This is a genomic window from Streptacidiphilus sp. EB103A (assembly GCF_041261405.1).
Classification (GTDB): domain Bacteria; phylum Actinomycetota; class Actinomycetes; order Streptomycetales; family Streptomycetaceae; genus Streptacidiphilus.
On record NZ_JBGCAQ010000018.1, the window covers coordinates 219,019 to 243,613 of the forward strand.

General features: G+C 73.8%; 17 protein-coding genes. 7 read left to right on the top strand and 10 right to left on the bottom strand.

The features are described 5' to 3' along the window. Nucleotides 1-6 precede the first annotated feature (6 nt). The 4 genes from ABH941_RS28490 to ABH941_RS28505 all read right to left on the bottom strand — a co-directional run bounded on the left by ABH941_RS28490 (nt 7) and on the right by ABH941_RS28505 (nt 8,734). Nucleotides 7-1,203 (bottom strand): PP2C family protein-serine/threonine phosphatase, encoded by a 1,197-nt coding sequence (locus ABH941_RS28490; RefSeq protein WP_370132399.1) that lies wholly within the window; start codon nt 1,201-1,203, stop codon nt 7-9. 163 nt (nt 1,204-1,366) lie between these two features. Continuing rightward, nucleotides 1,367-4,711 (bottom strand): UvrD-helicase domain-containing protein, encoded by a 3,345-nt coding sequence (locus tag ABH941_RS28495; protein ID WP_370132400.1) that lies wholly within the window; start codon nt 4,709-4,711, stop codon nt 1,367-1,369. 55 nt (nt 4,712-4,766) lie between these two features. Beyond that, complete coding sequence (locus ABH941_RS28500; protein ID WP_370132401.1) at nt 4,767-8,159, bottom strand: ATP-dependent helicase; 3,393 nt, start codon at nt 8,157-8,159, stop codon at nt 4,767-4,769. 191 nt (nt 8,160-8,350) lie between these two features. Then, a complete protein-coding gene (locus ABH941_RS28505; protein ID WP_370132402.1) occupies nt 8,351-8,734 on the bottom strand; it encodes an MGMT family protein in 384 nt (127 codons plus the stop codon). A gap of 189 nt (nt 8,735-8,923) precedes the next feature. Between ABH941_RS28505 and ABH941_RS28510 the strand changes: the two genes are divergently transcribed. Further along, nucleotides 8,924-11,605: a flippase-like domain-containing protein gene (locus tag ABH941_RS28510; RefSeq protein WP_370132403.1), complete on the top strand. Its 2,682-nt coding sequence runs from the start codon at nt 8,924-8,926 to the stop codon at nt 11,603-11,605. Between the two features lie 37 nt (nt 11,606-11,642). Here the strand turns inward: ABH941_RS28510 and moeZ are convergent, their stop codons facing one another. The 4 genes from moeZ to ABH941_RS28530 all read right to left on the bottom strand — a co-directional run bounded on the left by moeZ (nt 11,643) and on the right by ABH941_RS28530 (nt 16,969). Continuing rightward, a complete protein-coding gene (gene moeZ, locus ABH941_RS28515) occupies nt 11,643-12,821 on the bottom strand; it encodes an adenylyltransferase/sulfurtransferase MoeZ (RefSeq protein WP_370132404.1) in 1,179 nt (392 codons plus the stop codon). A 259-nt stretch (nt 12,822-13,080) separates the two neighbouring features. Continuing rightward, nucleotides 13,081-13,992, bottom strand: a complete 912-nt coding sequence (locus ABH941_RS28520) for an NAD-dependent epimerase/dehydratase family protein (RefSeq protein ID WP_370132405.1) — start codon at nt 13,990-13,992, stop codon at nt 13,081-13,083. Between the two features lie 80 nt (nt 13,993-14,072). Beyond that, nucleotides 14,073-15,155, bottom strand: coding sequence for a hypothetical protein (locus ABH941_RS28525; protein ID WP_370132406.1), 1,083 nt, complete (start codon nt 15,153-15,155; stop codon nt 14,073-14,075). Continuing rightward, entirely contained in the window at nt 15,152-16,969 is a 1,818-nt protein-coding gene (locus ABH941_RS28530) for a DUF3492 domain-containing protein (RefSeq protein WP_370132407.1), read from the bottom strand. The genes ABH941_RS28525 and ABH941_RS28530 overlap by 4 nt, the downstream gene beginning before the upstream one ends. 255 nt (nt 16,970-17,224) lie before the next feature. Between ABH941_RS28530 and ABH941_RS28535 the strand changes: the two genes are divergently transcribed. Then, nucleotides 17,225-17,719, top strand: coding sequence for a hypothetical protein (locus ABH941_RS28535; RefSeq protein WP_370132408.1), 495 nt, complete (start codon nt 17,225-17,227; stop codon nt 17,717-17,719). Between the two features lie 6 nt (nt 17,720-17,725). On the opposite strand, the gene ABH941_RS28540 is transcribed toward ABH941_RS28535, so the two are convergent. Next, complete coding sequence (locus ABH941_RS28540) at nt 17,726-18,751, bottom strand: alpha/beta fold hydrolase (RefSeq protein ID WP_370132410.1); 1,026 nt, start codon at nt 18,749-18,751, stop codon at nt 17,726-17,728. Between the two features lie 124 nt (nt 18,752-18,875). Between ABH941_RS28540 and ABH941_RS28545 the strand changes: the two genes are divergently transcribed. From ABH941_RS28545 to ABH941_RS28560, 4 genes are all read left to right on the top strand, one after another. Continuing rightward, entirely contained in the window at nt 18,876-19,049 is a 174-nt protein-coding gene (locus ABH941_RS28545) for a hypothetical protein (RefSeq protein WP_370132411.1), read from the top strand. 211 nt (nt 19,050-19,260) lie between these two features. Beyond that, nucleotides 19,261-19,920 carry a TetR/AcrR family transcriptional regulator gene (locus ABH941_RS28550; protein ID WP_370132412.1) on the top strand — a complete coding sequence of 220 codons (660 nt, stop codon included), beginning with the start codon at nt 19,261-19,263 and terminating at the stop codon, nt 19,918-19,920. 123 nt (nt 19,921-20,043) lie between these two features. Next, entirely contained in the window at nt 20,044-20,271 is a 228-nt protein-coding gene (locus ABH941_RS28555; RefSeq protein WP_370132413.1) for a DUF3107 domain-containing protein, read from the top strand. A 287-nt stretch (nt 20,272-20,558) separates the two neighbouring features. Continuing rightward, nucleotides 20,559-20,903, top strand: a complete 345-nt coding sequence (locus tag ABH941_RS28560; protein ID WP_370132414.1) for a hypothetical protein — start codon at nt 20,559-20,561, stop codon at nt 20,901-20,903. A 4-nt stretch (nt 20,904-20,907) separates the two neighbouring features. Here the strand turns inward: ABH941_RS28560 and ABH941_RS28565 are convergent, their stop codons facing one another. Continuing rightward, a complete protein-coding gene (locus ABH941_RS28565) occupies nt 20,908-21,657 on the bottom strand; it encodes a ferritin-like fold-containing protein (protein WP_370132415.1) in 750 nt (249 codons plus the stop codon). Between the two features lie 554 nt (nt 21,658-22,211). On the opposite strand from ABH941_RS28565, the gene ABH941_RS28570 reads away from it, so the two are divergent. Further along, nucleotides 22,212-24,449, top strand: a complete 2,238-nt coding sequence (locus ABH941_RS28570; protein ID WP_370132416.1) for a DEAD/DEAH box helicase — start codon at nt 22,212-22,214, stop codon at nt 24,447-24,449. Nucleotides 24,450-24,595 lie beyond the last annotated feature (146 nt).

Sequence of the window (24,595 nt, forward strand, 5' to 3'; positions counted from 1 at the left end):
CACCGGTCAGTAGGTCTGCTGGGACGCCCGACCACGCGGGTGGCCGACGAAGCCGAACCGTCCCGAGTGCGGCGGACGCGGCAGCTGCGCCTCGCCGTCGACCTGCAGCGTGCCGTCGACCTGCGCCGGTAGCGGGCCGATCGGTCGTGGGACCGTCGGCGCGTACTGGAGCAGCAGCATCGCGGCGTCGTCGCCGAGCTGGCGGCCGACATGGCGGCGGACGTCCTCGTGCAGCCGCTCCAGCAGGTCGGCCGGGTCCTCGGCGACGGCGACCACCGGCAGCCGGTCGACCAGGGGGTAGAAGGTGCCCCAGCGGTCGCGGGCCTCGATCACCCCGTCGGTGAACAGCAGGATCCGGTCGCCGTCGTGCAGCGGGAGCTCCAGCACCGGCGGGTCGACCTGCCCCGGCTCCAGCACGCCCAGCGGCGGGACCGGGGTCGCCGGCTCCAGCGCCCGCACCGGCAGACCGGTGCGCAGCAGCAGCGGCGCGGGATGGCCGCAGTTGACGATCTCGACGACCTGGTCGGGGCGCACGCTCACCAGCACCAGGGTGACGAACTCCTCCTCGGTGCCCTCGTGGTCGTTCTCGTGCAGGGCGCGGTGCAGGCTGTCGGCGAGCCAGGCGGCGACCCGGTCCAGGGCCGGCTCCTGGTGCGCCGCCTCCCGAAAGGCGCCGAGCACGGCGGCGGCCGTCTCCACCGCTCCCAGGCCCTTGCCGCGCACATCGCCGATCACGGCGCGGACACCGTAGCGGGTCTGCACCACCTCGTAGAGGTCGCCGCCGATCCTGGCGTGGGCGGCGGCCGCCGCGTAGTGGACGGCGGTGCGCATCGGGCCGACCCGGGCCGGGATGGAGCGCAGCAGCACCCGCTGGGCGACTTCGGAGACCAGTCGGGCGTCGGCGAGCGCCTTCTCCTGGCGGTTGCGCAGCAGCACGCTGGTGGAGCCGATCACGGCGATCAGGACCACCGCGAAGACGCTCGCGGAGTGCACCGACTCGCTCAGCGTGCCGTCCACCGCGGCCAGCCCGAAGGCCGCGGCGACGGTGACCCCGCCCACCGCCAGCGGGTACCAGGTGCGGCTGCTGACGACGGCGGCAAGAGCGGGGCCCGCGGTGAGCGCGGGCTCAAAAGTGACGTCGGGGTTTCCGCTGGCACGGTCGAGCGCGATCACCAGGGCGATGCCGAGGAAGGGCAGCGCCAATATGGCGCGGCTCCAATTGGTCAGACGGCGAAACCTTCCGGCAGCACTCAACGTCGTTATCTCCTGCGGGCACGGAGGATCTGAGAAAATTTCTGAAGTGGGCTGGAGTTGACCGGTTCCTGACTCCACATTAGGCACGAAAAGGACATGCTGCACAGCCTTTTCACAAATCTTCCGTGGCCCCTCCACCCATGGACAGCCCGTTTGGAGTAATGCCGCTCATCAGCGCTTCCAGTTCCGGCCGTCCCGGCAGCGAATCCGGCCGCACCACACTGCCGCTTCGGACGTACAGGAATGCGGCGGAGACCTGTTCGAGCGGCGTGCCGGTCGACTCGGCCCAGGCCAGCCGGTAGACCGCGAGCTGGAGCGGATCGGCGGTCTCGCGCTGGTTGGTCTTCCAGTCGACCACCTCGAAGCCGCCTTCCGCGGTCCGGTAGACCGCATCGATTCGGCCGCGTACCACCCGTCCCGCGAGAAGCAACTGGAACGGTGCTTCCACCCGGTACGGAGTCGAGGACGCAAAGGGGGTGCGCAGGAATGCCTCCTTGAGCCGGGCCAGATCCCGCTCGTCCTCGATTCCGTCGTCGTCGGCGCCGGGCAGCGCGTCCTCGCCCAGCAGCAGCAGCGGCTCGAACCGCGACTCCACCCAGGCGTGGAAACGGGTGCCCCGGCGCGCGGCCGGCTGCGGCGGCCGGGGCATCGGCCGGGCCAGTTCGCGGGCGAAGCCCTCCGGGTCGGCAGCCATCCGCAGCACCTGCGAGGCGGTGAGGGCGGCGGGCAGCGGGACGTCGCGGACCCGGGCGCGGGCGCGCAGCAGCTCACCGCTGAGCGCCTCCAGGTCACGGTCCCAGGCGGCGACCAGCCGCCGGTCCTCGGGGGCCAGGCCGTCACCGAGGGCGGGCCCGCCGCCGTCCTCGTACTCCGGATCCCACTCCGGCTCGGGCTCCCAGTCGTCGGGTTCCGGCTCCGGCTCTGCCGCCGCCGCGGCGAGCCCGGCCAGGACCCGGAGTCCGGCCTCACGGCGGGCCGCCTGGGCGGCGCCGTCCAGCGGCAGCGGCCAGGGGTGCTCGGCGGTGCGGGTCAGCGAGGGGTTCTCGGCGTCCTCCTCGGGGGCCTCGGCCCAGGCCTCGATCTCACCGCCGGTGCCGCTCTCGCAGTACGCGCGCAGCTCCTCCAGGAACGACGAGGGCCCGCGCCGCCGCTTCTGGGTCGGGCCCCACCAGTGGCCGGAGGCCAGCAGCAGGTTGCGGGGCCGGGTGAAGGCGACATAGCCGAGCCGCAGCTCCTCCGTGGCGGCGTGTTCCTTCATCTCCAGGGTGAACGCCTTCATCCCGGCGGCGGTCCACGGCGGGGTCCGCGGCAGGGTCGCTCCGTCGCCGCGCAGCTGGTGCGGCAGCGCCTCGGCCCGGCTGGTCCACCGCTCCCGGCCCTTCTCCCCTGGGAAGACCCCCTTGACCAGGCCCGGGACCGCGACGACATCCCACTCCAGGCCCTTGGACTTGTGCGCGGTCAGCACCTTCACGGTGTCGTCACCGCCCGGCAGGGTGTTGTCGAGACCCCGGTCGTACTCCTGCGCCGCACGCAGGAAGCCGAGGAAGGCCGAGAGCGAGGGGTCGCCGTCCAGGTCGGCGAAGCCGGCGGCGACGTCCAGGAAGGCGTTCAGGGTCTCCTTGCGGCGGGCCGCCAGCGCATGCGGCGAGGCCGAAAGTTCGACCTCCAGGCCGGTCACCGCCAGCACCCGGTGCAGCACGTCCATCAGCGGCTCGGACAGCGAGCGGCGCAGATCGCGTATCTCGGCGGCGATCCTGGCGAAGCGGGCCCGGGCCTCCTCGGAGAACGGCAGCTCCTGGACGTCCCCGTGCTCGCTGCGATCCGCGCGCAGGAAGGTCTCCAGGGCGTCGGCGAGGGAGACCACCTCGGTCGGGTCGGTGCCGGCGACCGCGCCCGCGAGCCGGTCCTGCTCGTCGGCGCCGCCGACCCGGACCAGATCGGCGGCGAGCCGGCCCAGCAGCGCCAGGTCCCGGGGCCCGATCCGCCATCGCGGGCCGACCAGCAGCCGGACCAGCGCCGCGTTCGCGGTCGGATCCTGGAGCACCTCGCAGACCGAGACCAGGTCGGCGACCTCGGGCAGGTTCAGCAGCCCGGACAGGCCGACCACCTCGACCGGGACGTCCCGGGCCACCAGCGCGGCGTGGATGTCGGGGAACAGCTCGCGGCCGGCCCGGCAGAGCACCGCGATCCGGCCCGGCGCCGTCCCGGTGCGCACCAGATGGGCGATGGAGTCGGCGAGCCAGGCCACCTCCTCGTCATAGGTGTCGAGCAGGGCGCAGCGCAGAAAGCCGTCCCGCTCGGCGCCGGGCGCGGGACGCAGCGCCTCGACGCCCTCGTGCATCTCTCGCAGCGGAGCGGCCAGGGTGTTGGCGAACTCCAGCAGCCGACCGCCGCTGCGGCGGTTCTCGCTGAGCGAGTAGCGGGCCGCCGGACTCCCCTGTGCCGAGGGGAAGTGCACCGGGAAGTCGTCCAGGTTGGCGACCGAGGCGCCGCGCCAGCCGTAGATCGCCTGGCAGGGGTCGCCGACGGCGGTGACCGGGTGGCCGCCGTCGTGGTGCTCGCTCGCGCCGAAGAGCCCGGCCAGCAGCAGCCGCTGGGCCACCGAGGTGTCCTGGTACTCGTCCAGCAGCACCACCCGGAACTGCTCCCGCAGCAGCCGGCCGACCTCGGGCCGGGTCTGGGCGAGCCGGGCGCAGGCGGCGATCTGGTCGCCGAAGTCCATCAACCCGGCCTCGGCCTTGCGGCGGCGGTAGCGGACCACCAGGTCCGCCAGCTCCAGCCGGGCGGCGGCAGCCCGGGGGACCTTGCGCAGCTCCTCGTTGGTGATCCTGGCCGAGGCCAGCTCGGCGAGCAGCGCGGTGTCGTACGCCTGGAGCCGTTCCGGCTGCACCAGATGCTCGGAGAGCTCCCCGTCCAGGGTCAGCAGTTCGGCGATCAGCGTGGAGAAGCTGCTGGTCAGCGCGGGATAGGGGCCGGGGGCCTGGCGCAGTACCCGGGCTGCCAGCTGGTAGCGGGTGGCGTCGGCGAGCAGTCGTACGTCCGGCTCCAGGCCGATCCGCAGCCCGTGGTCCTTGAGCAGCCGTCCGGCGAAGGAGTGGTAGGTGGAGATCTCCGGCTCGCCCAGCACGTCCTCGGCGGTCGCCGGCTCCAGGTCCACCACCCCGGCCTGCACCAGCGCCCGGCGCACCCGCTCGGCCAGCTCACCGGCGGCCTTGTTGGTGAAGGTCAGCCCCAGCACCTGCTCGGGGCGGACCTGACCGGTCCCGACCAGCCAGACCACCCGGGCCGCCATCACCGTGGTCTTGCCGGAGCCCGCGCCCGCGACGATCACCGCGGGGGCGAGCGGCGCCGTGACGGCGCGCAGTTGTTCCGCGGTGAAGGGGATGCCGAGCAGCTGCTTGAGCTGCTCGGGACTGGTGATAGGAGGGTCTGCGGGGTCGGTGGTGCTCGGGCTCACCCCAGGAACGCTATCCGGCACCACCGACAGCCGCCCACCCGTTCGCGCAGCGCCTTCACTCCACCACCTGCCGACCCTCCGGGTGACCGGTGCAGCTGCGGCGGAACGAGCAGGTGGCACAGCCGGGGCCGACGGTCGGGGTGAAGCGCTCGTTGACGATCCGGTCGGCGGCCTCGGCGAGCAGGTCCTCGACCCAGCCGGGATCGCCGGCCAGCGACGGCTGGGCCTGGATCTTGGGCCGGTCCTCCTTGCCCTTGCCGGCCGGCTGCCGCAGCTGCACCAGCTCGGCGCCGCCCGGCTCCGGGCGTTCGCCCTCGAACGCCTCGACGTCGTCCACCGCGCCCTCGGCGACAGCCAGCTGGTACACCCCGAGCTGCGGGTGGGTCAGCAGTTCGGGTCCGCTCACCACATGCTTACCGGTCTTGAAGTCGACGACGAAGGCCGCGCCGGTCTCCGTGTCCCGTTCGACCCGGTCCATGCTGCCGCGGATCCGGATCAGATGGTCGCCGACCTTCAGCTCCACCTCGAAGGGGTGCTCGGTGGCCACCGGGACGCGTCCGCGCTCACCGGCGTGCCAGGTCAGGAAGCGCTCCAGGGCCGCCCGGGCCTCGCCCTTCTCCTGCTCCGACTTCCACGGCGCGTCAAAGGCCAGCGCGTCCCAGACCGTGTCCAGACGCTCCATCAGCACGCCCAGGTCGGCCGGGGTGCGCCCGGAGCCGACCTCCTCGGCCAGGACGTGCACCACATTGCCGAAGCCCTGGGCCCCGCTGGACGCCTGCTCGGCATGCACTTCGCGGCCCAGGAACCACTGCAGCCCGCAGGAGTTCACCTGGTCGAGCGCACTGCCGGACAGCCGCAGCGGCAGTGCGGGGTCACGGACCGGCACCGTGTTCACGGTCTGATCGGCCATCCCCCACCAGCGCTGCGGATGCGCCGAGGGGACCAGCGGATAGCCGTCCTCGTCGGTGAGCCCGGCCAGCGTCACCAGCCGCTGCGCCGCGGCCTCGCGCAGCGCCGGGTCCCTGGCCGGGTCGACGGTGGTCGCCCGCAGCTCGGCGACCAGCGCCGCGACCGCCAGCGGGCGGCGCGGACGGTGGGTGACGTCCTCGACCCGCACCTCCGGGACCCGGCTGCCGTCCGGGCGCTCGCGGTAGAGCTCGCGCAGGAAGCGTGACGGTTCGTCACCGTCCTCGGCCGGGGCCTTCACCGCGGTGACCACCAGCCGCTCCCTGGCACGGGTCGCGGCGACGTAGAACAGCCGCCGCTCCTCGGCCAGCAGCGCGCCCGGGGTCAGCGGTTCGGCGATGCCGCTGCGGCCGATCCGGTCCGCCTCCAGCAGCGAACCGCGGCGCCGCAGATCGGGCCAGAGGCCCTCCTGCACTCCGGCGACCACGACCAGGCCCCACTCCAGCCCCTTGGACCGGTGCGCGGTGAGCAGCCGCACCGCGTCCGGCCGCACCGTACGCCCGGAGAGGGTGTCGGCGGCGATGTCCTGCTGCTCCAGCTCGGCGAGGAAGTTGAGCGCGCCGCGCGGACCCTTCACCCGCTCCTCGGCCCGGGCGGCGGTCTCGAACAGCGCGCAGAGCGCGTCCAGGTCGCGGTCGGCGTTCCGGCCGGCCGTCCCGGGGCGTAGCGCGGCCGCCTCCAGCCGCCGTCGCCAGCGCTCGGAGCCGTCCCACAGCGCCCACAGGGCCTCCTCGGCGGAGGCTCCGCCGGAGATCATCTCGCGGACCTTGCGCAGCAGCTGGCCCAGGTGCAGGGCGCGGCCGGCGAAGGAGCGGTCGTGAGTGACCAGCCGTTCGGGCTCGGCCAACGCCTCGCGGACCAGCACCTCGGCGGGGCGGACGGCCCGCGGCTGGTCCGTCTCGGTGGCGGCCTCGGTGGCGGCCTCCCGGCGGAGCGCGGCGCGCTCCTCCTCGCGCAGGGCCCGGCCGAGACGGCGCAGGTCGGAGCCGTCGAGGCCGCCCATCGGGCCGGTGAGCAGGGTATGCGCGATCTCGGTGGTGAGCGGGTCGGCCGCGTACGGCGCCTCGGGGTCCTCCTGGTCCGCCGCGCCGGTGCGGCGCCGGTCCCGGACCGCGCCGACCGCGCACACCCGCAGCGCGGTGAGCAGCGGGGCCACCGCAGGCTCCAGGTGCAGCGGCAGGTCGTCCCCGTCGATCTCCAGCGGCACCCCGGCGGAGCTCAGCGCCCGCCGGAAGCCGGGGATGGAGCGGCCGCCGGCCCGGACCAGCACGGCCATGTCGCTCCACGGCACACCCTGCTCCAGATGGGCGCGGCGGAGCAGGTCGGCGATGTTGTCGATCTCGGAGCCCGGGGTCGGGTAGGTGTAGACCTCGACCTGTCCACCCGGCCGGCTGGGGATCAGCCTGCGGTGCTGCTCCAGTGCCTGCGCCGGGAGCCGGCCCATCGGCATCCGTTCGGTGAGGGTGCGGCTGGCCGCCAGCAGCACCTCCCCGGAGCGGCGGGACACCCGGAGCACCCGGATCGCCGCGGGGCTGCCGTCCGCCTGCGGGAAGTCCTTGGGGAAGTCGAGGATGCCGTTGATGTCGGCCCCGCGGAAGGCATAGATCGACTGGTCCGGATCGCCGACCGCGACAAGCTCCCGGCCGTCGCCCACCAGCGCGTGCAGCAGCCTGACCTGGGCCGGGTCGGTGTCCTGGTACTCGTCCACATAGACCACCCGGTACTGGCGGCGCAGCTGCTCGCGGACCTCGGGGCGCTCGGCCAGCAGCACCGCGCGGTGCACCAGCTCGGCGTAGTCCAGGACGCCGTAGCTGTCGAGGACGTCCAGGTACAGGGCCAGGAAGTCGGCGGCGGCATGCCAGTCGGGACGGCCCACCTCGGCGGCGAAGCGCCGCAGCGCTTCCTCGCCCAGGCCCAGCTCACGGGCGCGAGCCAGCACCGCGCGGACCTCGTCGGCGAAGCCGCGGGTGGTCAGGCAGGCGCGCAGCTCGTCCGGCCAGCGGATGCCGAGGCCCTCGCGGGCGTCCTCGGCGCCGCCGGCCAGCAGGTCGCGCACCATGACGTCCTGCTCGGGTCCGGAGAGCAGCCGGATCGGGTCGGCGAAGAGGTCGGCGTCCTGGTGGGCCCGGACCAGGGCGTAGCAGAACGAGTGGAAGGTGGTGGCCTGCGGGACTCCGCCGGCGCCTGCTGTCCCCGCCCGCGCGGTCATCCGGTCGCGCAGCTCCACGGCGGCCTTGCGGCTGAAGGTGAGGACCAGGATCTGCTCCGCCGGAACGCCCTCGGCGACCCGCCGCGTGACCGCCTCCACCAGGGTGGTGGTCTTGCCGGTGCCCGGTCCGGCCAGGACCAGCAGCGGCCCGCCCCGGTGGTCCACGACGGCCTGCTGGTAGGCGTCGAGGACAGGGGGTGCGGGCGTCACGAGCGGGTCGCGCACCAGTCGGTACGCGCCCCCGCGCACCGGAGGGTCGGGCAGCGAGGTCATCGGGCGGTTCCAGGGGCAGTGCAGGGAGGAAGGCAGCGGATACCGGGGGCGTCGCTCGTCCGGTCAGGCGTCCCAGACGTCGTCCGCTACCGCGAGCCTACGATCCTCCACCGTCACTCACCCTCTTGTCCGAGGTTCACGGGAAGCTCAGCCCGCCGCTCCGAAATTGTCGGACCCCTGTGCTATCGGCCCTACCGCCCGTCCCACCGGGCCCGGGCGAGGTCCACCCGGGGCAGGTCCTCGGCCGCCGCGGAGCCCCGTGCCGGGCCGCGCCCGCGCACGCTGCGCAACGGGGTGCCCTCGGCCCGGTACTGCTCCAGCGCCCGCAGCTCGTGCCCGGGCAGCAGCGCGCCGTCCGCCCGCACCACCCGCCACCAGGGCACAGCGGCCCCGTACAGCGCCATCACCCTGCCGACCTGGCGCGGTCCCCCCTCGTCCAGGTACTCGGCGACGTCACCATAGGTCAGCACCTGCCCGGCGGGGATGCGCTCGGTCAGTTCCAGCACCCGCTCGGCGAAGGGCGGCAGCTCGGCCGACTCCACATCCGGCTCATGGTTCCCACTCACCCGTCGCATTGTGTCCTATCCCACTGACAGCCCGACACGTACGGGTGGAGCAGTCGTAGAACCTCCTCGCCCACCCGGGCGGAGGAATGTAGCATCCGCCAGGGACCCGCACCTGGGGACCTGGCACCGACGCACATCCTCCACCCATGCCACCCTTGAGGGGTCGGTGACAGGCGACCAGAAGGCACAGACATTCAGATGACCGGATCGAGCGCGAGCGCCGACCAGGCAGCGGACGCCTCCGGCACCATGCCCGACGACGCCTCCGATCCGCCTCCGCCGACCGATCCGGGGCCTGGACCCAGCCCGAACACCCCCGTGGTGGACCTGGTCAAGGTCCCCGGGCTGCAGCACCGCTCGACGCTGCCGGCCGAGACCCGCGCCAGTTCGCACGTCGCCGTGGACGAACCGCTGCTGGCCGCCCGAGTGCACCGCCCGTCCGACCTGATCCGCTTCCTGTTGGGCATTCTCGGCGTCGCCGCCGTCCTGGTGCTGGCCAGCATCGCCACCTCGACCACCACCGGGCTGCAGAGCGACATCTCGGCGGGCGTCACCAAGGTTCCCAGCTTCCTCACCACCATCACCGGGGTCATCTCCACCGCCGCGGTGCTGATCGTCCCGCTGGCCTTCGCGGTGGAGCGGCTGATCAAACGGGACGGCCTGCGGGTCGCCGACGGCGTGCTGGCGGCAGTGCTGGCGCACGGCATCTCGCTGGCCGTCGACCTGTGGGTGGTCAAGGCCGCGCCGGAGTCCATCACCGCGGCGCTGACCCAGCAGATCCCCAACACCACCACGCTGACCGACCCGGTGCACGGCTACCTCACCCCCGTCATCGCCTATATGACGGCCGTGGGCATGGCCAGCCGTCCACGCTGGCGGGTCGCGCTGTGGGGGGTGGTGCTGCTGGACGGGCTCTCCGAACTGATCAGCGGACACACCACCCCGCTGTCCATTGCAGTAACCATCCTGCTGGGCCTGACCGTGGCCTACGGCACCCTCTACGCCGTCGGCACCCCGAACGTCCGCCCCACCGGCCAAACCCTGCTCGCGGGGCTGCGCAAGGTCGGCTTCGCCCCGCTCAGCGCCCACCGCTCCTCCGACGGCCCCGAGGGCACCCGCCGCTACCTGGTCATCCAGGACCGGGCGCTGCCGCTGGACGTCCATGTGATCGACCGCGAGCAGCAGGCCTCCGGCTTCTTCTACCGGCTCTGGCGGCGGCTGCAGCTGCGCACCGTCACCGTCCGCTCCAGCCCCCAGTCGCTGCGCCAGGCCCTGGAGCAGGAGGCTCTGATCGCCTACGCCGCCAACGCGGCCGGGGCGCACTCCCCCAAGCTGATCGCCACCTCCGAGCTCGGCCCGGACGCGGTGATCCTGGTCTACGAGCGGGTCGAGGGCCGCTCCCTCGACCTCGCGGACGACGACGAGCTCACCGACGAGGTCCTCGCCGACGCCTGGACCTCGGTCAAGGCCCTGCACGACCGCCGGATCGCGCACCGTCGGCTGACCAGCGAGTCGCTGCTGGTCACGCATCCGTCGGCGACCGCTCCGAACAGCGGGATCTGCCTGATCAACCTGGCCGGCGGCGACATCGCCTCGGGCGACCTGACGCTGCGGATGGACCTGGCCCAGCTGCTCACCACACTGGCCCTGCGGGTCGGTCCGGAACGCGCCGTGACCTCCGCCAACAAGGTGCTGGGCTCCAGCCGGACCGCGAGCGCCATGCCGCTGCTGCAGCCGGTCGGGCTGCACCGCTCCACCCGGATGGCGCTCAAGCACCACAACAGCGAGCACAAGGCCGCGGTGGCCGCGGCCCGCGCGGAGCAGATGAAGGCCGGGGTCAAGGTCGAGGACGCGCTCACCGACAACCCCGATCCGCAGGACTTCCTGTCGCAGATCCGCGAGCAGATCCTGGAGGTCGCCCCGCAGGCCCCGGTGGAGCCGGCCAGGCTGCAGCGGCTCAAGCCGAGGACCCTGATCACCCTGGTCGCCGGGGCGTTCGCGGCCTACCTGCTGCTGGGCCAGCTCGCGGCCGCCAACCCGACCAGCGCGTTCAGCCACGCCAAATGGGCCTGGGCGCTGGCCGCACTGGCGGCCTCCGCGCTCAGCTACGTCGGCGCGGCGATGAGCCTGGCCGGCTTCGTGCCCGAGCAGCTGCCGTTCTGGCGGACCCTCGGGGCCCAGGTCGCGGGCAGCTTCGTAAAGCTGGTGGCCCCGGCCGCGGTCGGCGGGGTGGCCCTGAACACCCGCTTCCTGCAGCGGGCCGGAGTGCGCTCGGGACAGGCCGTGGCCAGCGTCGGCGCCTCGCAGTTGGTCGGCCTGGGGATGCACATCCTGCTGCTGCTGGGCTTCGGCTTCGTCGCCGGGACCGGCAGCAGCAAGGGCTCGGACATCCCCTCCTCGCGCACCGTGATCGCCGGGCTGCTGGTGGCGGCGGTGCTGGTGCTGGTGGGCGCGGCCGTCCCGCCGGTCCGGCGCTGGACGCTGACCCGGCTGCGCACCCTGTTCATCGGCGTGGTCCCGCGGATGCTGGACCTGCTGCGCTCCCCCACCAAGATCGCCACCGGCTTCGGCGGCATCATCCTGGTCTCGCTGGCGTTCGTGGCCTGCCTGGACACCAGCATCCGCGCCTTCGGCCAGTCGCTGCCGTTCGCCACCATCGCCGTCGTCTACCTGGCAGGCAATGCGGCCGGATCCGCCGTGCCCACCCCGGGCGGGATCGGCGCGATCGAGACCCTGCTCATCGGCGGGCTCACCGGCGCGGGGCTGCCGCTGACGGTGGCGACGCCGGCCGTGCTGCTGTTCCGGCTGCTGACCTTCTGGCTGCCGGTGCTGCCGGGCTGGATCGCCTTCAGCTACCTGCAACGCAAGGAAGCCCTGTGACCGGGGTCACAGGGCTTCCCGGGCGAGCGCGACCTTACTAGTAGACCGGCTTCTCGGGCTCGATCTGGTTGACCCAGCCGATCACGCCGCCGCCCACGTGGACCGCGTCGGCGAAGCCGGCCGAGTGCAGCACGGCCAGCACCTCGGCCGAGCGCACCCCGGTCTTGCAGTGCAGCACGATCTTCTTGTCCTGGGGCATCCGCTCCAGGGCGTTGCCCATCAGGAAGTCGCCCTTGGGGATCAGGGTGGCACCCGGGATGCTGACGATCTCGTACTCGCCGGGCTCGCGCACGTCGACCAGGAAGATGTCCTCCTTGTCGTCCTGCCACTGCTTGAGCTGCTTGGGCGTGATGGTGGAGCCGATGGCCGCCGCCTGCGCCTCGTCGCTGACGACGCCGCAGAAGGCGTCGTAGTCGATGAGGTCGGTGACGGTCGGGTTCTCGCCGCAGAGCGCGCAGTCGGGGTCCTTGCGGACCTTGACCTGGCGATACTGCATCTCCAGGGCGTCGTAGATCATCAGCCGGCCGACCAGCGGCTCGCCGACGCCGGCCAGCAGCTTGATGGCCTCGGTGACCTGGATCGAGCCGATCGACGCGCACAGCACGCCGAGCACGCCGCCCTCGGCGCAGGAGGGGACCATGCCGGGCGGCGGGGCCTCCGGGTAGAGGCAGCGGTAGCAGGGGCCGTGCTCGGCCCAGAACACGCTGGCCTGGCCGTCGAAACGGTAGATCGAGCCCCATACGTAGGGCTTGCCGAGCAGCACCGCGGCGTCGTTCACCAGGTAGCGGGTGGCGAAGTTGTCGGTGCCGTCGACGATCAGGTCGTACTGCGCGAAGATCTCCTTGACGTTGTCCACGTCGAGGCGGGTCTCGTGCAGGATGACGTTGACGTAGGGGTTGATCTCCTGGACCGAGTCGCGCGCGGACTCGGCCTTGGAGCGGCCGATGTCGGACTGGCCGTGGATGATCTGGCGCTGGAGGTTGGACTCGTCGACGGTGTCGAACTCGACGATGCCGAGGGTGCCGACACCTGCCGCGGCGAGGTACATCAGCGCGGGAGATCCCAGGCCGCCGGCGCCCACACACAGCACCTTGGCGTTCTTCAACCGCTTCTGCCCGTCCATCCCGACATCCGGGATGATCAGGTGGCGGGAGTACCTGCGGACCTCGTCCACGGTGAGCTCAGCGGCCGGCTCGACCAGGGGTGGCAGCGACACGGGGGACTCCGTTAGTCGTCATTACGGGTTTTCTTCGCCAACAGTGCCACGCCGGGGGCTATTCCACGGCCTCCGGTCCGAGGTACGAGACAGCAGGTGAGACGGTTCGGCCTCCGGGCTGCGGCGTCTGCATGGCTTGTCGTGCAGTTCCCCGCGCCCCTGTGCAATTGCAACTGGGCCAGTTGCAGACACCTGGGGGCGCGGGGAACTGCGCGACCAACCATGCAGACGCCGCAGCCGAATTTCCGCCGGAATCCCGTCAGACCCGGCAGGCCGTCTCCATCCAGATGTCGGCCAGCGACTCCTCCAGCGGAACCCGGGGCCGCCAGCCGAGCCGTTCGCGGGCGGTCCGGATGTCGGCCTGCCGCCAGAGCACCTCGCCGGGGCGGTCGGTGCCGTCGGCGCCCGGGATCGGGCTACGGGTCTCCTCCATCAGCCGGCCCTCGAAGCCGGAGGCCCGCACCAGCAGATGGGCGGCGTCCCGCATCCGCACCCCGCTGCCGCCGCCGATGTTGATCACCCCGGTGGCCGCCGACACCGCCGCCGCCTGCACCGCCCTGGCGACGTCGCGCACGTCGACGAAGTCCCGGAACGCCGAGAGGTCCGCCGCGCGCACCTGCGGCTCGCTGCGCTCCAAGGCCCGGCGCAGGCCCTCGGAGAGCCGTCCGAACAGCGAGCCGGCCGGGACGCCGGGGCCCACCGCGTCGAAGATCCGCAGCACCACCGCGTCCAGGCCCGAGGAGAGCGCGAGCTCGGTGCCGGCGAGTTTGGTCACCCCGTACGGGCCGATCGGGCGCGGCTCGGCGCCCTCGGCGGTGGAGGTGCCGATCGGCACCGGGCCGTACTCGGCGGCCGAGCCGACGTGGACCAGCCTGGCCGGGTCGTGGCTGCGGCGGATCGCCTCGCAGACGGTGGCGACGGCCTGAGTGTTGGCCTTCACCAGGTCGCGCGGGGTGCCGTAGGTGACCCCCGCGCAGTTGACCACCACCCGTGGCATCACCGCGTCCAGGAATCGGGCCAGCGCACCCGGGCTGCCTGCGGCGAGATCGAAGCGGATGTCCGCGGTGTCCCGCCGGCCCAGCACGGTCACCTGCAGCTCGGGGTCGGCGAAGAGACGGTCGGCGACGCGGCGGCCGATGAATCCATCGGCTCCCAACAGCAGCACCCTCATGGTGCGGTCCTTCCTTGAGCGGTCCCGTAGGGGCCCGCGGTGTGCAGGTTGATGGGTGGCGGCCGGTGCCTGACGGACACTCAGTCGTCCCCGGCCGGGGCGGTGTCCCGGTGCGACTCCGGGCGCAGCAGCACCACCCAGGCGTAGGGCAGCAGCAGAGCCGCGGTCAGGCCGAAGCCCCGGAGCAGGGCGGTGTCGAACGCGGCTGCCGTACCGCTGCCGCCGTACCCGCCGCTGCCGCCCGGCAGCGCGGCGTGTACGGCGGCAGCGGCCACGCCCAGTGCGGAGAGTCCGCAGAGCAGGCCGGCCAGCGCGTCGGCGGTCCTTCCGCACCGCCAGAGCAGCACCACCAGCAGCAGGACGACGCCGACGCACTCCTGGGCCGCCCAGGCCGTGCCGTCGGCCCCGTGGATCCCGGCGGCCAGGCCTCCCCCGTCGGAGGTGCGGTGCCGGTGCAGGGTGAGTGCGGCGAAGGTCAGCGCGGAGAGCGCGGTCAGGAAGAGCGCGACCGCCACCGGCAGCACCGGGCGCATCCGCTCGCGGAACCCGTTCCGCGAGCGCGCCGCGCCCAGGTGGCCCCAGCCGATGTGCCGGAACCAGCGCGCGCACCAGTCGGCCGCCCCGAGCCCGCAGGCCAGGGCGGTGGCCACGGCGGGGTCGCTCCCCCCGGTGACGCACAGGCCGAGCACCGCGGCCACGCCGACGGCGTAGCCGAATCGTGCGCCGAAGGAGTGCCCGCCGCCCGCGGTCCCCGCCGCCACCAGAGCGAGCAGGACCACCACGGTCAGGTCCACCCCGACGCCGCGACCGGCCCCGCCGGTCTGCCGCGCCAGCCACAGCCCGGCGCAGGGCAGCAGGTAGAGCACGGCGGTGAGCAGGGCGGGCCCGGCCCGCCGCCGCCAGGGGCTCTCGGCCGGCGGAGCCCGGTGCGCCTCGGGCCGCCGTGGCACCCGCGCGTAGAGCTCCTCGGCCAGTGAGAAGACATCGCTGTGCCGGTAGCGACCCGCCGTCCCCGGTCCCATCCCGGCCGCCTCCAGCTCGGCGGCGATCTCCAGCGGGTGCACCGCCGTCTCGCACAGCGTCAGATGACGGACCAGCAGATCGTGGACCGGATCGGCGGTGGCCCGGTCCGCGGACACGGCGGCCCCGGATCGCCCGCTCATCCGGCTCCCGCCTCCTCGGCGCCGGACAGCGCTCCCACCAGGCCCGCACCGGCCGCGACCGGAATCGGCTCGGGCGTCCGCCACTGCACCTCGCCCTCACTCCCGGCCGCAACCTCGCCCTCGGCCACCGGCCGCACCGCCCTGCGCCGCAGCTCGGCGAGCATCGCCCCGGCCCGCCGCGGTCGCACCGCACCGGCCCCCGCGACCGCATGCGGTACCAGGACCGACGCCGCCGGGTCCTCGGCCGCGACCCGGACCTCCGCGGTGCGGCCGAAGGGCCGACGCGCCGCCGGCACGCCGAAGGGCGTCTCCGCGCTCGGCAGCCGGGAGGCGAGCTCCAGGTACAGGTCGCGGAAGGCCGCGGCGGCCGGCTCCACCGCGTAGAGCTCCTGGGCCCGCAGCCGCCCGGCGTTGCCGAGCCGGGAGCGGCGTTCCCGGTCCCACAGCAGCGCCGAGCAGGCCGCGGCCAGCGCCTTGGGATCCTCCGCGGGGACCAGCAGTCCGGTGGGGCCGACCAGTTCCCTGGCCGCGCCGACGTCCGTGGCGACCACCGGCCGCCCGCTGAGCATGGCCTCGGCGACCAGCATCGGACGGGGGCCCTCGGTACCGGAGAAGACGATCACCGTGCCGCCCTCATGGGCGTCACGAAGCCGACCGGCGCCGCTCCGCCCAGCACCGCCCCGAAAGCTGACCGCCTCCGGTTCCCCGGGGAACAGCTGCGCGGCCAGCTCGCGGCACTGCCGGGCACCCGCCTCGGCCGCCCGTGACGCAGTCACGGATCCGCCGTGCACCAGCAGCCTCACCCCCTGGTGCTCCGATCTCAGCCGGGCGAAGGCCCGCAGCATGGTTTCCAGACCCCCGCAGGGCTCGGTCGGACCGCACCAGACCAGGGTGGGGATGGCCGGCTCGGCGCCCGCCGCGGGCAGGTCCGCGCTGGGCGTGCCCTCGTAGACCACCCGGACCGCCGCCGGATCGGCGCCGCAGTGGATCTGCCAGCGCTGGTCGAAGCTGCTCCCGGGCGTGATCAGCCCGGCCTGCCGGTATGCCTCGCGGGCCAGCAGGCGGAAGAAGGTGAGCATCAGCGCCCTGACCGGCCGCCGATAGGGCGCGTCGCGGTAGCCCCGGGCGCGTTCGCGCAGGTGGAGGCTGTGCTCGGTGATGATCAGGGGTATTCCGTAGAAGTGCTTGGCCAGCAGCCCGGGCAGTACCGCCAGGCCGCCGCCGAGGGCGTGGCAGAGGTCCGCACCGCCCAGCCCCCCGGCCACCGGCCCCTCGGAACGCCGCTCGTCGGAACGCCGCTCGTCGTACCAGGGGGCAGAGAGCGCCCGGAGGCAGTGCGCCAGCAGGTCGGCCGCGACCAGCGCGTCCCGCACCAGCGGCTCGCCTGCCGTTCCGGAGCCGCTGCCGACGACCGCGCCGGGGGCCTTCCAGGCCGCCTCGATGATCCGCAGCGCCGCCCCGGACCGGAGTAACGCGGCCAGGCCGCCGCCCCGCCCGGCCTCGGCCAGCGCGTACAACGCGGGGCCGAACGTCTCCGCCGCCGCGGGCTCGGCCAGCGAGCGGAGCAGCTCACGGTAGGCGGCCAGCGCCCGCCGCCTGGCCCGGCCGTGCAGCACCGCGGGGCGCGGGTCCGCGCGGCGCAGCCCGGACAGCCGGCCCGGCAGCGGCTCGGACCCGGCTTCACGCCGCGCCGCACCCAGGGCGTACAGCTCGAACTCGTGCTCGGCGAGCTCCCGGGTCAGCCGGTCGCACCAGCCACCCTCGGCACTCTCGGTGCCGACGGACGCACTCTCGGTGAGCAGGGCGATGCGCATGGAGACCTCCGCGGCAAGGAAAGGGATGGAGAGGCCCGCGGGCTGCGGTGGTCAGTGACCCCGCCCCCCGACGTCTGTTCGGCCCGACGGGATGAAACTACGACCGGCCACTGACAGCCACTCGACCATCCGGCCGCCTACCACCCGAAGGAGTGAACCCCCGAAACCCCCAGCGGTCTGCGGCGTTGTCGCACGCCACCCCAGCTGTCCCGACCGTCCCGGTAACCAGCGGCCGTCCCGGTCGTTGCGCCGGACGTGATCGGCACATCCACCCGGGGCACCCCCGGCGCACCGCTCGGACGGCTGTCCGCCGCCCTGCTGGCCCTGGCGTGCACGGGCGCGCTCGCCACCGGCTGCGCCCCCGACCGCCACCCCGCCGCACCGAGCCCGCCCGGGGCGGCGCCGTCGGCCGCGCCGGTTGCCGAGGCGCCCGGGGGACCGCCTCCGGCCGGCCCCACCGCCGGTGTACCGCTCAGCGTGCTGGCCGTCGCCGATCCACCGAGCGCCGCCGCGCCGGCCCCGAGCCCGGGGCCGGCGGGCCGACCGGCCGGCTCCTCGCCGCGGCGCGGGGCGGACCGCTCCTCCGCCGCCGCTCGCCCCGCACCGCGCTCCGCCGGCGCACGAAAGGCACACCCGGCACCCGGGCGGCCGCCGCACGGCTCTTCCGGCATCTGCGCACTCGGCGAGCAGTACGGCGGCTGGGCCGCCGGCAGCAGTCAGGACGCCGGCTGCCATGCGGTCTACGGCTGAGCCGGACTACGCCCGGGCCGCCGGTGCCGCAGACGCCGCCGACGCCGCCGCCGGGACCACCGAGGTCCCGGCGGTCTCCGCCAACAGCTCCCGGAACTGCCCCGCGACCAGGTCCGGGTACTCCATCATCGCCACGTGACCGGCCTCGGGCAGGACCAGCAGCCGCGAGTCCTGGAAGGCCAGCCCGGCCTTCCGGGCCATCCGGTACGAGACCAGCTTGTCGCGCAGCCCGTACACCAGCAGCACCGGCGCCGTCACCTGCTCCGCCTGCCGCCACAGCGCCTGCGGTCCGCGCTCGGTGTAGGCCCTGACGATCCCCCGGGCGGTCCTGGCCAGCACGTCCATCGAGTACGGCAGCGCCATCCGGCGCTGGTACTCGGCGACCATCTGCCGCCGTCGCTCGGCGTCGATCAGTCCGGGGTCGCCGTAGCAGAGGTCCAGCAGCGCCTCGGTCTGCTGCTCCACCGGCTGGCCCCGGGTGAGCTTGCCGAAGACCGCGGGGACGCCGGGCATCGCCAGCAGTCCGGTCGGCAGCGCGGTGCGCTGCGGGGGCACCTCGGGCAGCGCCGGGGAGATCAGCGTCAGCGAGCGCACCAGGTCGGGGCGGAGCGCGGCCAGCCTGGTGGCCACCGCGCCGCCCAGCGAGTTCCCGAACAGGTGGACCGGACCGCGTCCGGACAGCTCCAGACAGTCCACGACCGCCCGCATATGGGCCGAGACCGACAGATCGGCGTCGTCCGGCGGCGGCGACTGGCCGAACCCCGGCAGGTCCACGGCATAGCCGTCGACATCGCCGGCCAGCCGGTCCATCAGCAGCGACCAGTTCTGCGTCGACCCGCCCAGACCATGGACGAACAGGGCGGGCGGCAGCCCCTCGCGCTCCGGCGCGACCGCCTCCACACTCAGCGCGCACCCGGGAACGGACACCGGCCTGAGCGGCCGCAGCCCCTCGCCGCCGGACTCCCCCTCGGCCGCGTCGGGAATCGCAGCCTCGGGCACGACGGGCTCTGACATCTCGCGCAGTCCACTCATGCGTCGATGCTACGAGTCGGCACCGGCCAGGTCAGCAGTGGCCGCCCCGCCGGTGTGCCGGGGCGCGGTCCGGGGCAGGCGCTCCTAGGCTCGACACAGCCGCACTATCGCACCGGGAGCCAGCATGACCGAGCCCGTGAACCCCGAGCCCGTCGACCCCGACCTGAGCGATGACGACCCCGAGGCGGACGACGACAGCCCGCTGGAGGAGGACGACCTCGACCTGGAGGCTCCGGAGGCGGATGTCGCCGAACAGCAGCGCGCCGTCGGCATCGACGAGGACGAGTACCGCGAGTGATTTGCCGGATACGCACCAGTACGTACCCGTCTGCTCCCGGCTGTGTTGTCGACTCCTCACAACACTTGACCAAGAGTTTCTTTCAGCGACCTGGGGCGCAGAGGATTACCGACAAGTAGGATGGCGCCCTGGAACCACCACCCGCACGGCCTCGGCCGCGCACGGCCCACGCCGCGCACCCGGAGCCCCACAACCGTGAGTGAGGAGCGCCGTGACGCCCAGTCAGGACACGGACGAGCGCCCGCGCACAGGCAAGACCAGCACCGGCCGCCTGCCGCGAAGCGCCCGACGCAACCAACTGCTCGGCGCCGCCGAGGAGGTCTTCGTCGCGCAGGGCTACCACGCCGCCGCGATGGACGACATCGCCGAGCGGGCCGGGGTCAGCAAACCGGTGCTCTACCAGCACTTCCCCGGGAAGCTGGAGCTCTACCTCGCGCTGCTGGACAAGCACTGCGACGCCCTGGTCGAGGCGATCCGCGGGGCCCTGGAGGCCACTACGGACAACAAGCTCCGGGTCCAGGCCACCACCGAGGCCTACTTCGCCTACGTCGCCGAGGAGTCCGGCGCCTTCCGGCTGGTCTTCGAGTCGGACCTGACCAACGAGGCCCCCGTGCGCGAGCGGGTCGAGGCGGTCACCAGGGCCACGGCCACCCTGGTCAGCAAGGTGATCGCGGAGGACACCGACCTCCCCGAGGAGGAGGCCATGCTGCTCGCCGTCGGCGTCTGCGGCCTGTGCCAGATCACCGCGCGCTTCTGGCTGGCCCAGGGCGGCACCATCCCCAAGGACGAGGCGGTCCGCCTGGTCTCCAGCCTGTCCTGGCGCGGCCTCAAGGGCTTCCCCATGCACGGCGGCGACGGCGTCACGCACTGAAAGGTCCGCGCTCGGTCTAAGGTTGGCCGCGTGCGGGCAGTTTCCGCACGGCAGCGACAGACGCCACACGTACCAGCGTGACAAGAGACAACATGCGCCTTGAGGGGCCGGAGGGACGTAGCCGTGGAGGTCAAGATCGGCGTGCAGAACGCGGCTCGGGAGATCGTTCTCGAGAGTTCGCAGTCTGCTGATGATGTCGAGACCGCGGTCGCCGCGGCGCTCGACGGCAGCTCCAAGCTGCTGAAGCTCACGGACGAGCACGGCCGCAAGGTCCTGGTCCCCGCCGAGCGGCTCGCCTATGTGGAGATCGGCGAGCAGACCGCGCGCAAGGTCGGTTTCGGCGCGATCTGAGGCCGCAGGCCCCGGTGCCCCGCTCCCGCCTCGGCGGAGCGGGGCACCGCTGCGTCCGCCGACCGCCACCGGCGCGGCCCGGCCCGGCCCGGCCCGGCCGCCGCATGGTCGCATTACCCGATCTTGGAACCCGGCGCACCGCACGGCCACCCTGGCGAGTGATTCCAGCCAGTCCCGGGTGCAGATCCCCGCATTCCGCATGGTCGGAACGCTCCCTGGGTACGTCCTGGGTGTCCTGTCCACCACCCGGGCCGGATGTGTACCGCACGAGCTGCGAGGAGGCGCCGATGCTGCTGGAACTGCTCGCGTTCACCCTGGTCGGACTGGCTGTCGGGGGCGGTGCGGCACTGTTGCTGCCGCACTATTTCCAGGTGCACCGAGCAGTCACCGTGCTGACCGGACTGTGCTCGGCGCTGCTGATCGGCGTACTGGCGCGAACCGTCGTCGGCGCCGACCACCTGGCGCTGACCGTGCCGCTCTCGGCGGTCGGCGCCTGCCTGCTGGTCTCGCTCCTGGCGCACCCGGAGCAGCGGCGCCCGGAGCGGCAACACCAAGACCGCCGGCGCCCCGAGCCGGGGCGTCCTGAGCAGCGATCATCCACACCGGTGACGCGACAGCCGCACCACGTCTGAGGCGTCAGGACGCCAGCCCCAGCGCCGCCATCCGTCGGGTGTGCGCCTCGGTGATCCGGTTGAACATCTTGCCGACCTCCACCAGGTCGAAGCCGCGCACCTCCACCCCGCCGATCAGCAGGTTGGACAGCGCGTCGCGCTCCGCGACGACCCGCTGGGCCTGGCTCAGCGCCTCGCCCATCAGCCGACGGCCCCACAGCGCCAGCCGCCCGCCGATCTTCGGGTCGGCCTCGATCGCGCCGCGCACTTTCCCCACCGCGAACTCAGCGTGCCCGGTGTCGGCCATCACCCGCAGTACCAGCTCCCGGGTGTCGTCGTCGAGCCGCACCGCCACCTCGCGGTAGAAGTCAGCCGCGATGGAGTCGCCGACATAGGCCTTGACCAGGCTCTCCGGCCAGTCCGCGGGGGCGGTCATCCGGTGGAAGGAGTCAAGCGGCTCGGCGAACGGCAGCATCGCCGCGGTGGGATCGGCCCCGACCCCGACCAGCCGGTCGTGCAGCTGCTGGTAGTGGTGGAACTCGGCGGCCGCCATCCCGGCCAGGGCCGCCTTGTCCTCCAGGGTCGGGGCGAGCTTGGCGTCCTCGGCCAGCCGCTCGAAGGCGCTGAGTTCGCCGTAGGCCAGCGCGCCGAGCAGGTCGAGCACCGCGGCCCGGTACTCGGGGTCCGCCGCGCAGGTGTCCCAGTCCCCGATCGAGGGGTGCGACTCGCCGGTGCCGGCTCCGGTTGTCGCTGCTGCTTCCTGAGGAGTCTCCATATCCGGAACCCTAGTGCTCCCGCGAGCAGGGATTCCGCGCTGCGCGAGGGGTTTGTCGCCCGCGTCACATGTTCGATCTTTCGCTTGACGGTATGGTGGTAGTGAGGACCGGCGTATGCGCCGCAAGGCTCGCGCCCCGGTCCTCACGTATACGGATGCCCGGTCGGTGGAACGATCGGCTCCGACCGACCCGCCCTTCCGATCCGGTGACGGACCACGAAGGGCCCGCAGTGGCTGAGCGAGGGCCGCCGCAGACCGCACCTACGCGGTCCCGCGCCGGGCCTCCCACACTGGCCGACCCGCAGTGCCGCCCGTCCGTACGCGACCCGAGTGTCCGTGCGAACCACGGAGCCGGCGCGCGGCCCGGCCGCGAGGACGCCGGTTGCGGTACGCGCGCCCGTACGAGTCGTACGAGCGCCCGGCCGCCCCCCGCATCGGCCGCACACACCGGAAGAGGCATCGCCCTGACTACGTTCCGAGACCTCGGGCTCCTGCCCGAGACAGCAGAGGCCCTCGAGGCCGTCGGCATCATTGAAGCCTTCCCGATCCAGGAGATGACCCTCCCGGTCGCCCTCAGCGGCCATGACGTCATCGGGCAGGCAAAGACCGGCACCGGCAAGACCCTGGGCTTCGGCCTCCCCATCATCGACCGGGTACGCGTCCTCGCCGACGTCGACGCCGGCCGCACCACCGCCGCCGAGCTGCCCAGCTCGCCGCAGGCGCTGGTCGTGGTCCCGACCCGCGAGCTGTGCACCCAGGTCACCAACGACCTGCAGACGGCCGGCAAGGTCCGCAACGTCCGGGTCCTCGCCATCTACGGCGGCCGGGCCTACGAGCCGCAGGTCGAGGCGCTGCAGAAGGGCGTCGACGTGGTCGTCGGCACCCCCGGCCGGCTGCTCGACCTGGCCCGCCAGCGCAAGCTGGACCTCTCCGCCGTGCGCTGCCTGGTGCTGGACGAGGCGGACGAGATGCTCGACCTGGGCTTCCTGCCCGACGTCGAGAAGATCATGACCATGCTCCCGGCCAAGCGGCAGACCATGCTGTTCTCGGCCACCATGCCGGGCCAGGTCATCAGCCTCGCCCGCCGGTACATGAGCCAGCCCACCCACATCCGCGCCGCCGCCCCCGACGACACCGGCGCCACCGTGGCGTCGGTCAAGCAGCACATCTTCCGGGCGCACTCGCTGGACAAGGTGGAGCTGGTCTCCCGCATCCTCCAGTCCGAGGGCCGCGGTCTGGCGATGATCTTCTGCCGGACCAAGCGCACCGCGGCCGACGTCGCCGACCAGCTCACCCAGCGCGGCTTCGCGGCCGGCGCGGTCCACGGCGACCTGGGCCAGGGAGCGCGCGAGCAGGCGCTGCGCGCCTTCCGCAACGGCAAGGTGGATGTCCTGGTCTGCACCGACGTGGCCGCCCGCGGCATCGACGTCGAGGGCGTGACCCACGTCATGAACTACCAGTGCCCCGAGGACGAGAAGACCTACCTGCACCGCATCGGCCGCACCGGCCGCGCGGGCGCCTCCGGCACCGCCGTCACCCTGGTCGACTGGGACGACATGCCCCGCTGGGCGCTGATCAACAAGGCGCTGGACCTGGGCCTGGGCGAGCCGGAGGAGACCTACTCCACCTCGCCGCACCTGTACGAGCTGCTGCACATCGCCCCCGGCACCAAGGGCGTGCTGCCGCGCGCCGACCGCACCCGCGCGGGTCTGGGCGCCGAGGCGATCGAGGACCTGGGCGAGCCGGGCGGCGGCCGCAAGTCCGCCGACCGCGGCGCGGCCGGGCGCAGTGGCCGGGACGCAGGCGGCCGTGGCGCAGCCCGTGGCGACAGCCGTCGGCCCGCCGCCGAGGCCCCGGCTCCGGCCGAGGAGACGCGTCCGCGCCGCGAGCGCTCGCGCCGCCGTACCCGTGGTGGTGCGGGCGACGCCGTCACGCCGGTCGTCGAGTCGGCCGAGAGCATCGCAGTCCCCGTCACCGCCCTGGCCGAGACCCCGGCCGAGGAGACGGCAGCGCGCCGTCGCCGCCGTCGCGGGGGCAAGGCCGCCGAGGCGCTGGAGACGGTGGAGACCCTCGCCGGGACCGCCGCCGTCGAGGGGCCTGTCGCCCAGGCTCCGGTCGCCGAGCAGCCCGCCGCCGAGGCGCCCGCGCCGCGCACCCGTCGTCGCCGTACGACCGCCGCCGAGGCGCCGGTTGTCGAGACGCCGGTTGTCGAGACGCCGGTCGTCGAGACGCTGGAGACCGCCGCGGAAGCACCCGCCGCCGTGGTCGAGGAGGCCGCCCCGCGCCGTCGCCGCAGCACCGCGAAGGCCGCCGTCGAGACGGCAGCCGAGGCACCGGCCGAGGCGCCCGCCGAGGTCGAGGCACCGGCTCCGCGCCGGCGCCGTCGCAGCGCGGTCAGCGCCGAGGTTCCGGCCGAGACCGTGGGGACCGTCGTCGAGACCGCCCCCGAGGTTGTTGCCGAGACGCCGGCACCGCGCCGTCGTCGCAGCACCGCCAAGGCGGCCGCGACCGTGGTGGAGGCCGCGGCCACCGCCGTCGAGGTGTCCGGCACCGTGGCCGCCGAGGCGCCCGCGCCCCGGACCCGCCGCCGGGCCGCCCGCCCCGCGGGCGCGGCCGAGGTGCCGACCCCGGCCGAGGTCCCGGCCCCGCGCCGGCGCACTCCGGCAGCCACCAGCCCGGTCCCTGCCACCGCCACGGAGGAGATCGCCCCGCAGCGCCGCCGCCGTCGCAGTGAGCGGCTGGCCGACGCCGCTGCCGCAGCGGCCGCAGCCGAGGCCGCCGGACTGCGCTAGCCGCAGCCGGCACCAACGCACCGATGGAGACGGGGGGGGGCCCGGGGCCCGGGCGCCCCCCGCCGCCCGCCGCCCCCACCCCCCCGCTGGCCCCGGCCCGCGGGGCGGGGGGGGCCCACACCACCCGGCCCCCCCGCGGGTGGCCC

Bases quoted from the DNA above. Each gene is read 5' to 3' on its own strand.
- ABH941_RS28570 (WP_370132416.1), top strand. From the start codon at position 22,212: ATGACCCTCCCGGTCGCCCTCAGCGGCCATGACGTCATCGGGCAGGCA.
- ABH941_RS28500 (WP_370132401.1), bottom strand. From the start codon at position 8,159: ATGACCTCGCTGCCCGACCCTCCGGTGCGCGGGGGCGCGTACCGACTG.
- ABH941_RS28510 (WP_370132403.1), top strand. From the start codon at position 8,924: ATGACCGGATCGAGCGCGAGCGCCGACCAGGCAGCGGACGCCTCCGGC.
- ABH941_RS28560 (WP_370132414.1), top strand. From the start codon at position 20,559: ATGCTGCTGGAACTGCTCGCGTTCACCCTGGTCGGACTGGCTGTCGGG.
- ABH941_RS28545 (WP_370132411.1), top strand. From the start codon at position 18,876: ATGACCGAGCCCGTGAACCCCGAGCCCGTCGACCCCGACCTGAGCGAT.
- ABH941_RS28530 (WP_370132407.1), bottom strand. From the start codon at position 16,969: ATGCGCATCGCCCTGCTCACCGAGAGTGCGTCCGTCGGCACCGAGAGT.
- ABH941_RS28505 (WP_370132402.1), bottom strand. From the start codon at position 8,734: ATGCGACGGGTGAGTGGGAACCATGAGCCGGATGTGGAGTCGGCCGAG.
- ABH941_RS28540 (WP_370132410.1), bottom strand. From the start codon at position 18,751: ATGAGTGGACTGCGCGAGATGTCAGAGCCCGTCGTGCCCGAGGCTGCG.
- ABH941_RS28525 (WP_370132406.1), bottom strand. From the start codon at position 15,155: ATGAGCGGGCGATCCGGGGCCGCCGTGTCCGCGGACCGGGCCACCGCC.
- ABH941_RS28565 (WP_370132415.1), bottom strand. From the start codon at position 21,657: ATGGAGACTCCTCAGGAAGCAGCAGCGACAACCGGAGCCGGCACCGGC.
- ABH941_RS28520 (WP_370132405.1), bottom strand. From the start codon at position 13,992: ATGAGGGTGCTGCTGTTGGGAGCCGATGGATTCATCGGCCGCCGCGTC.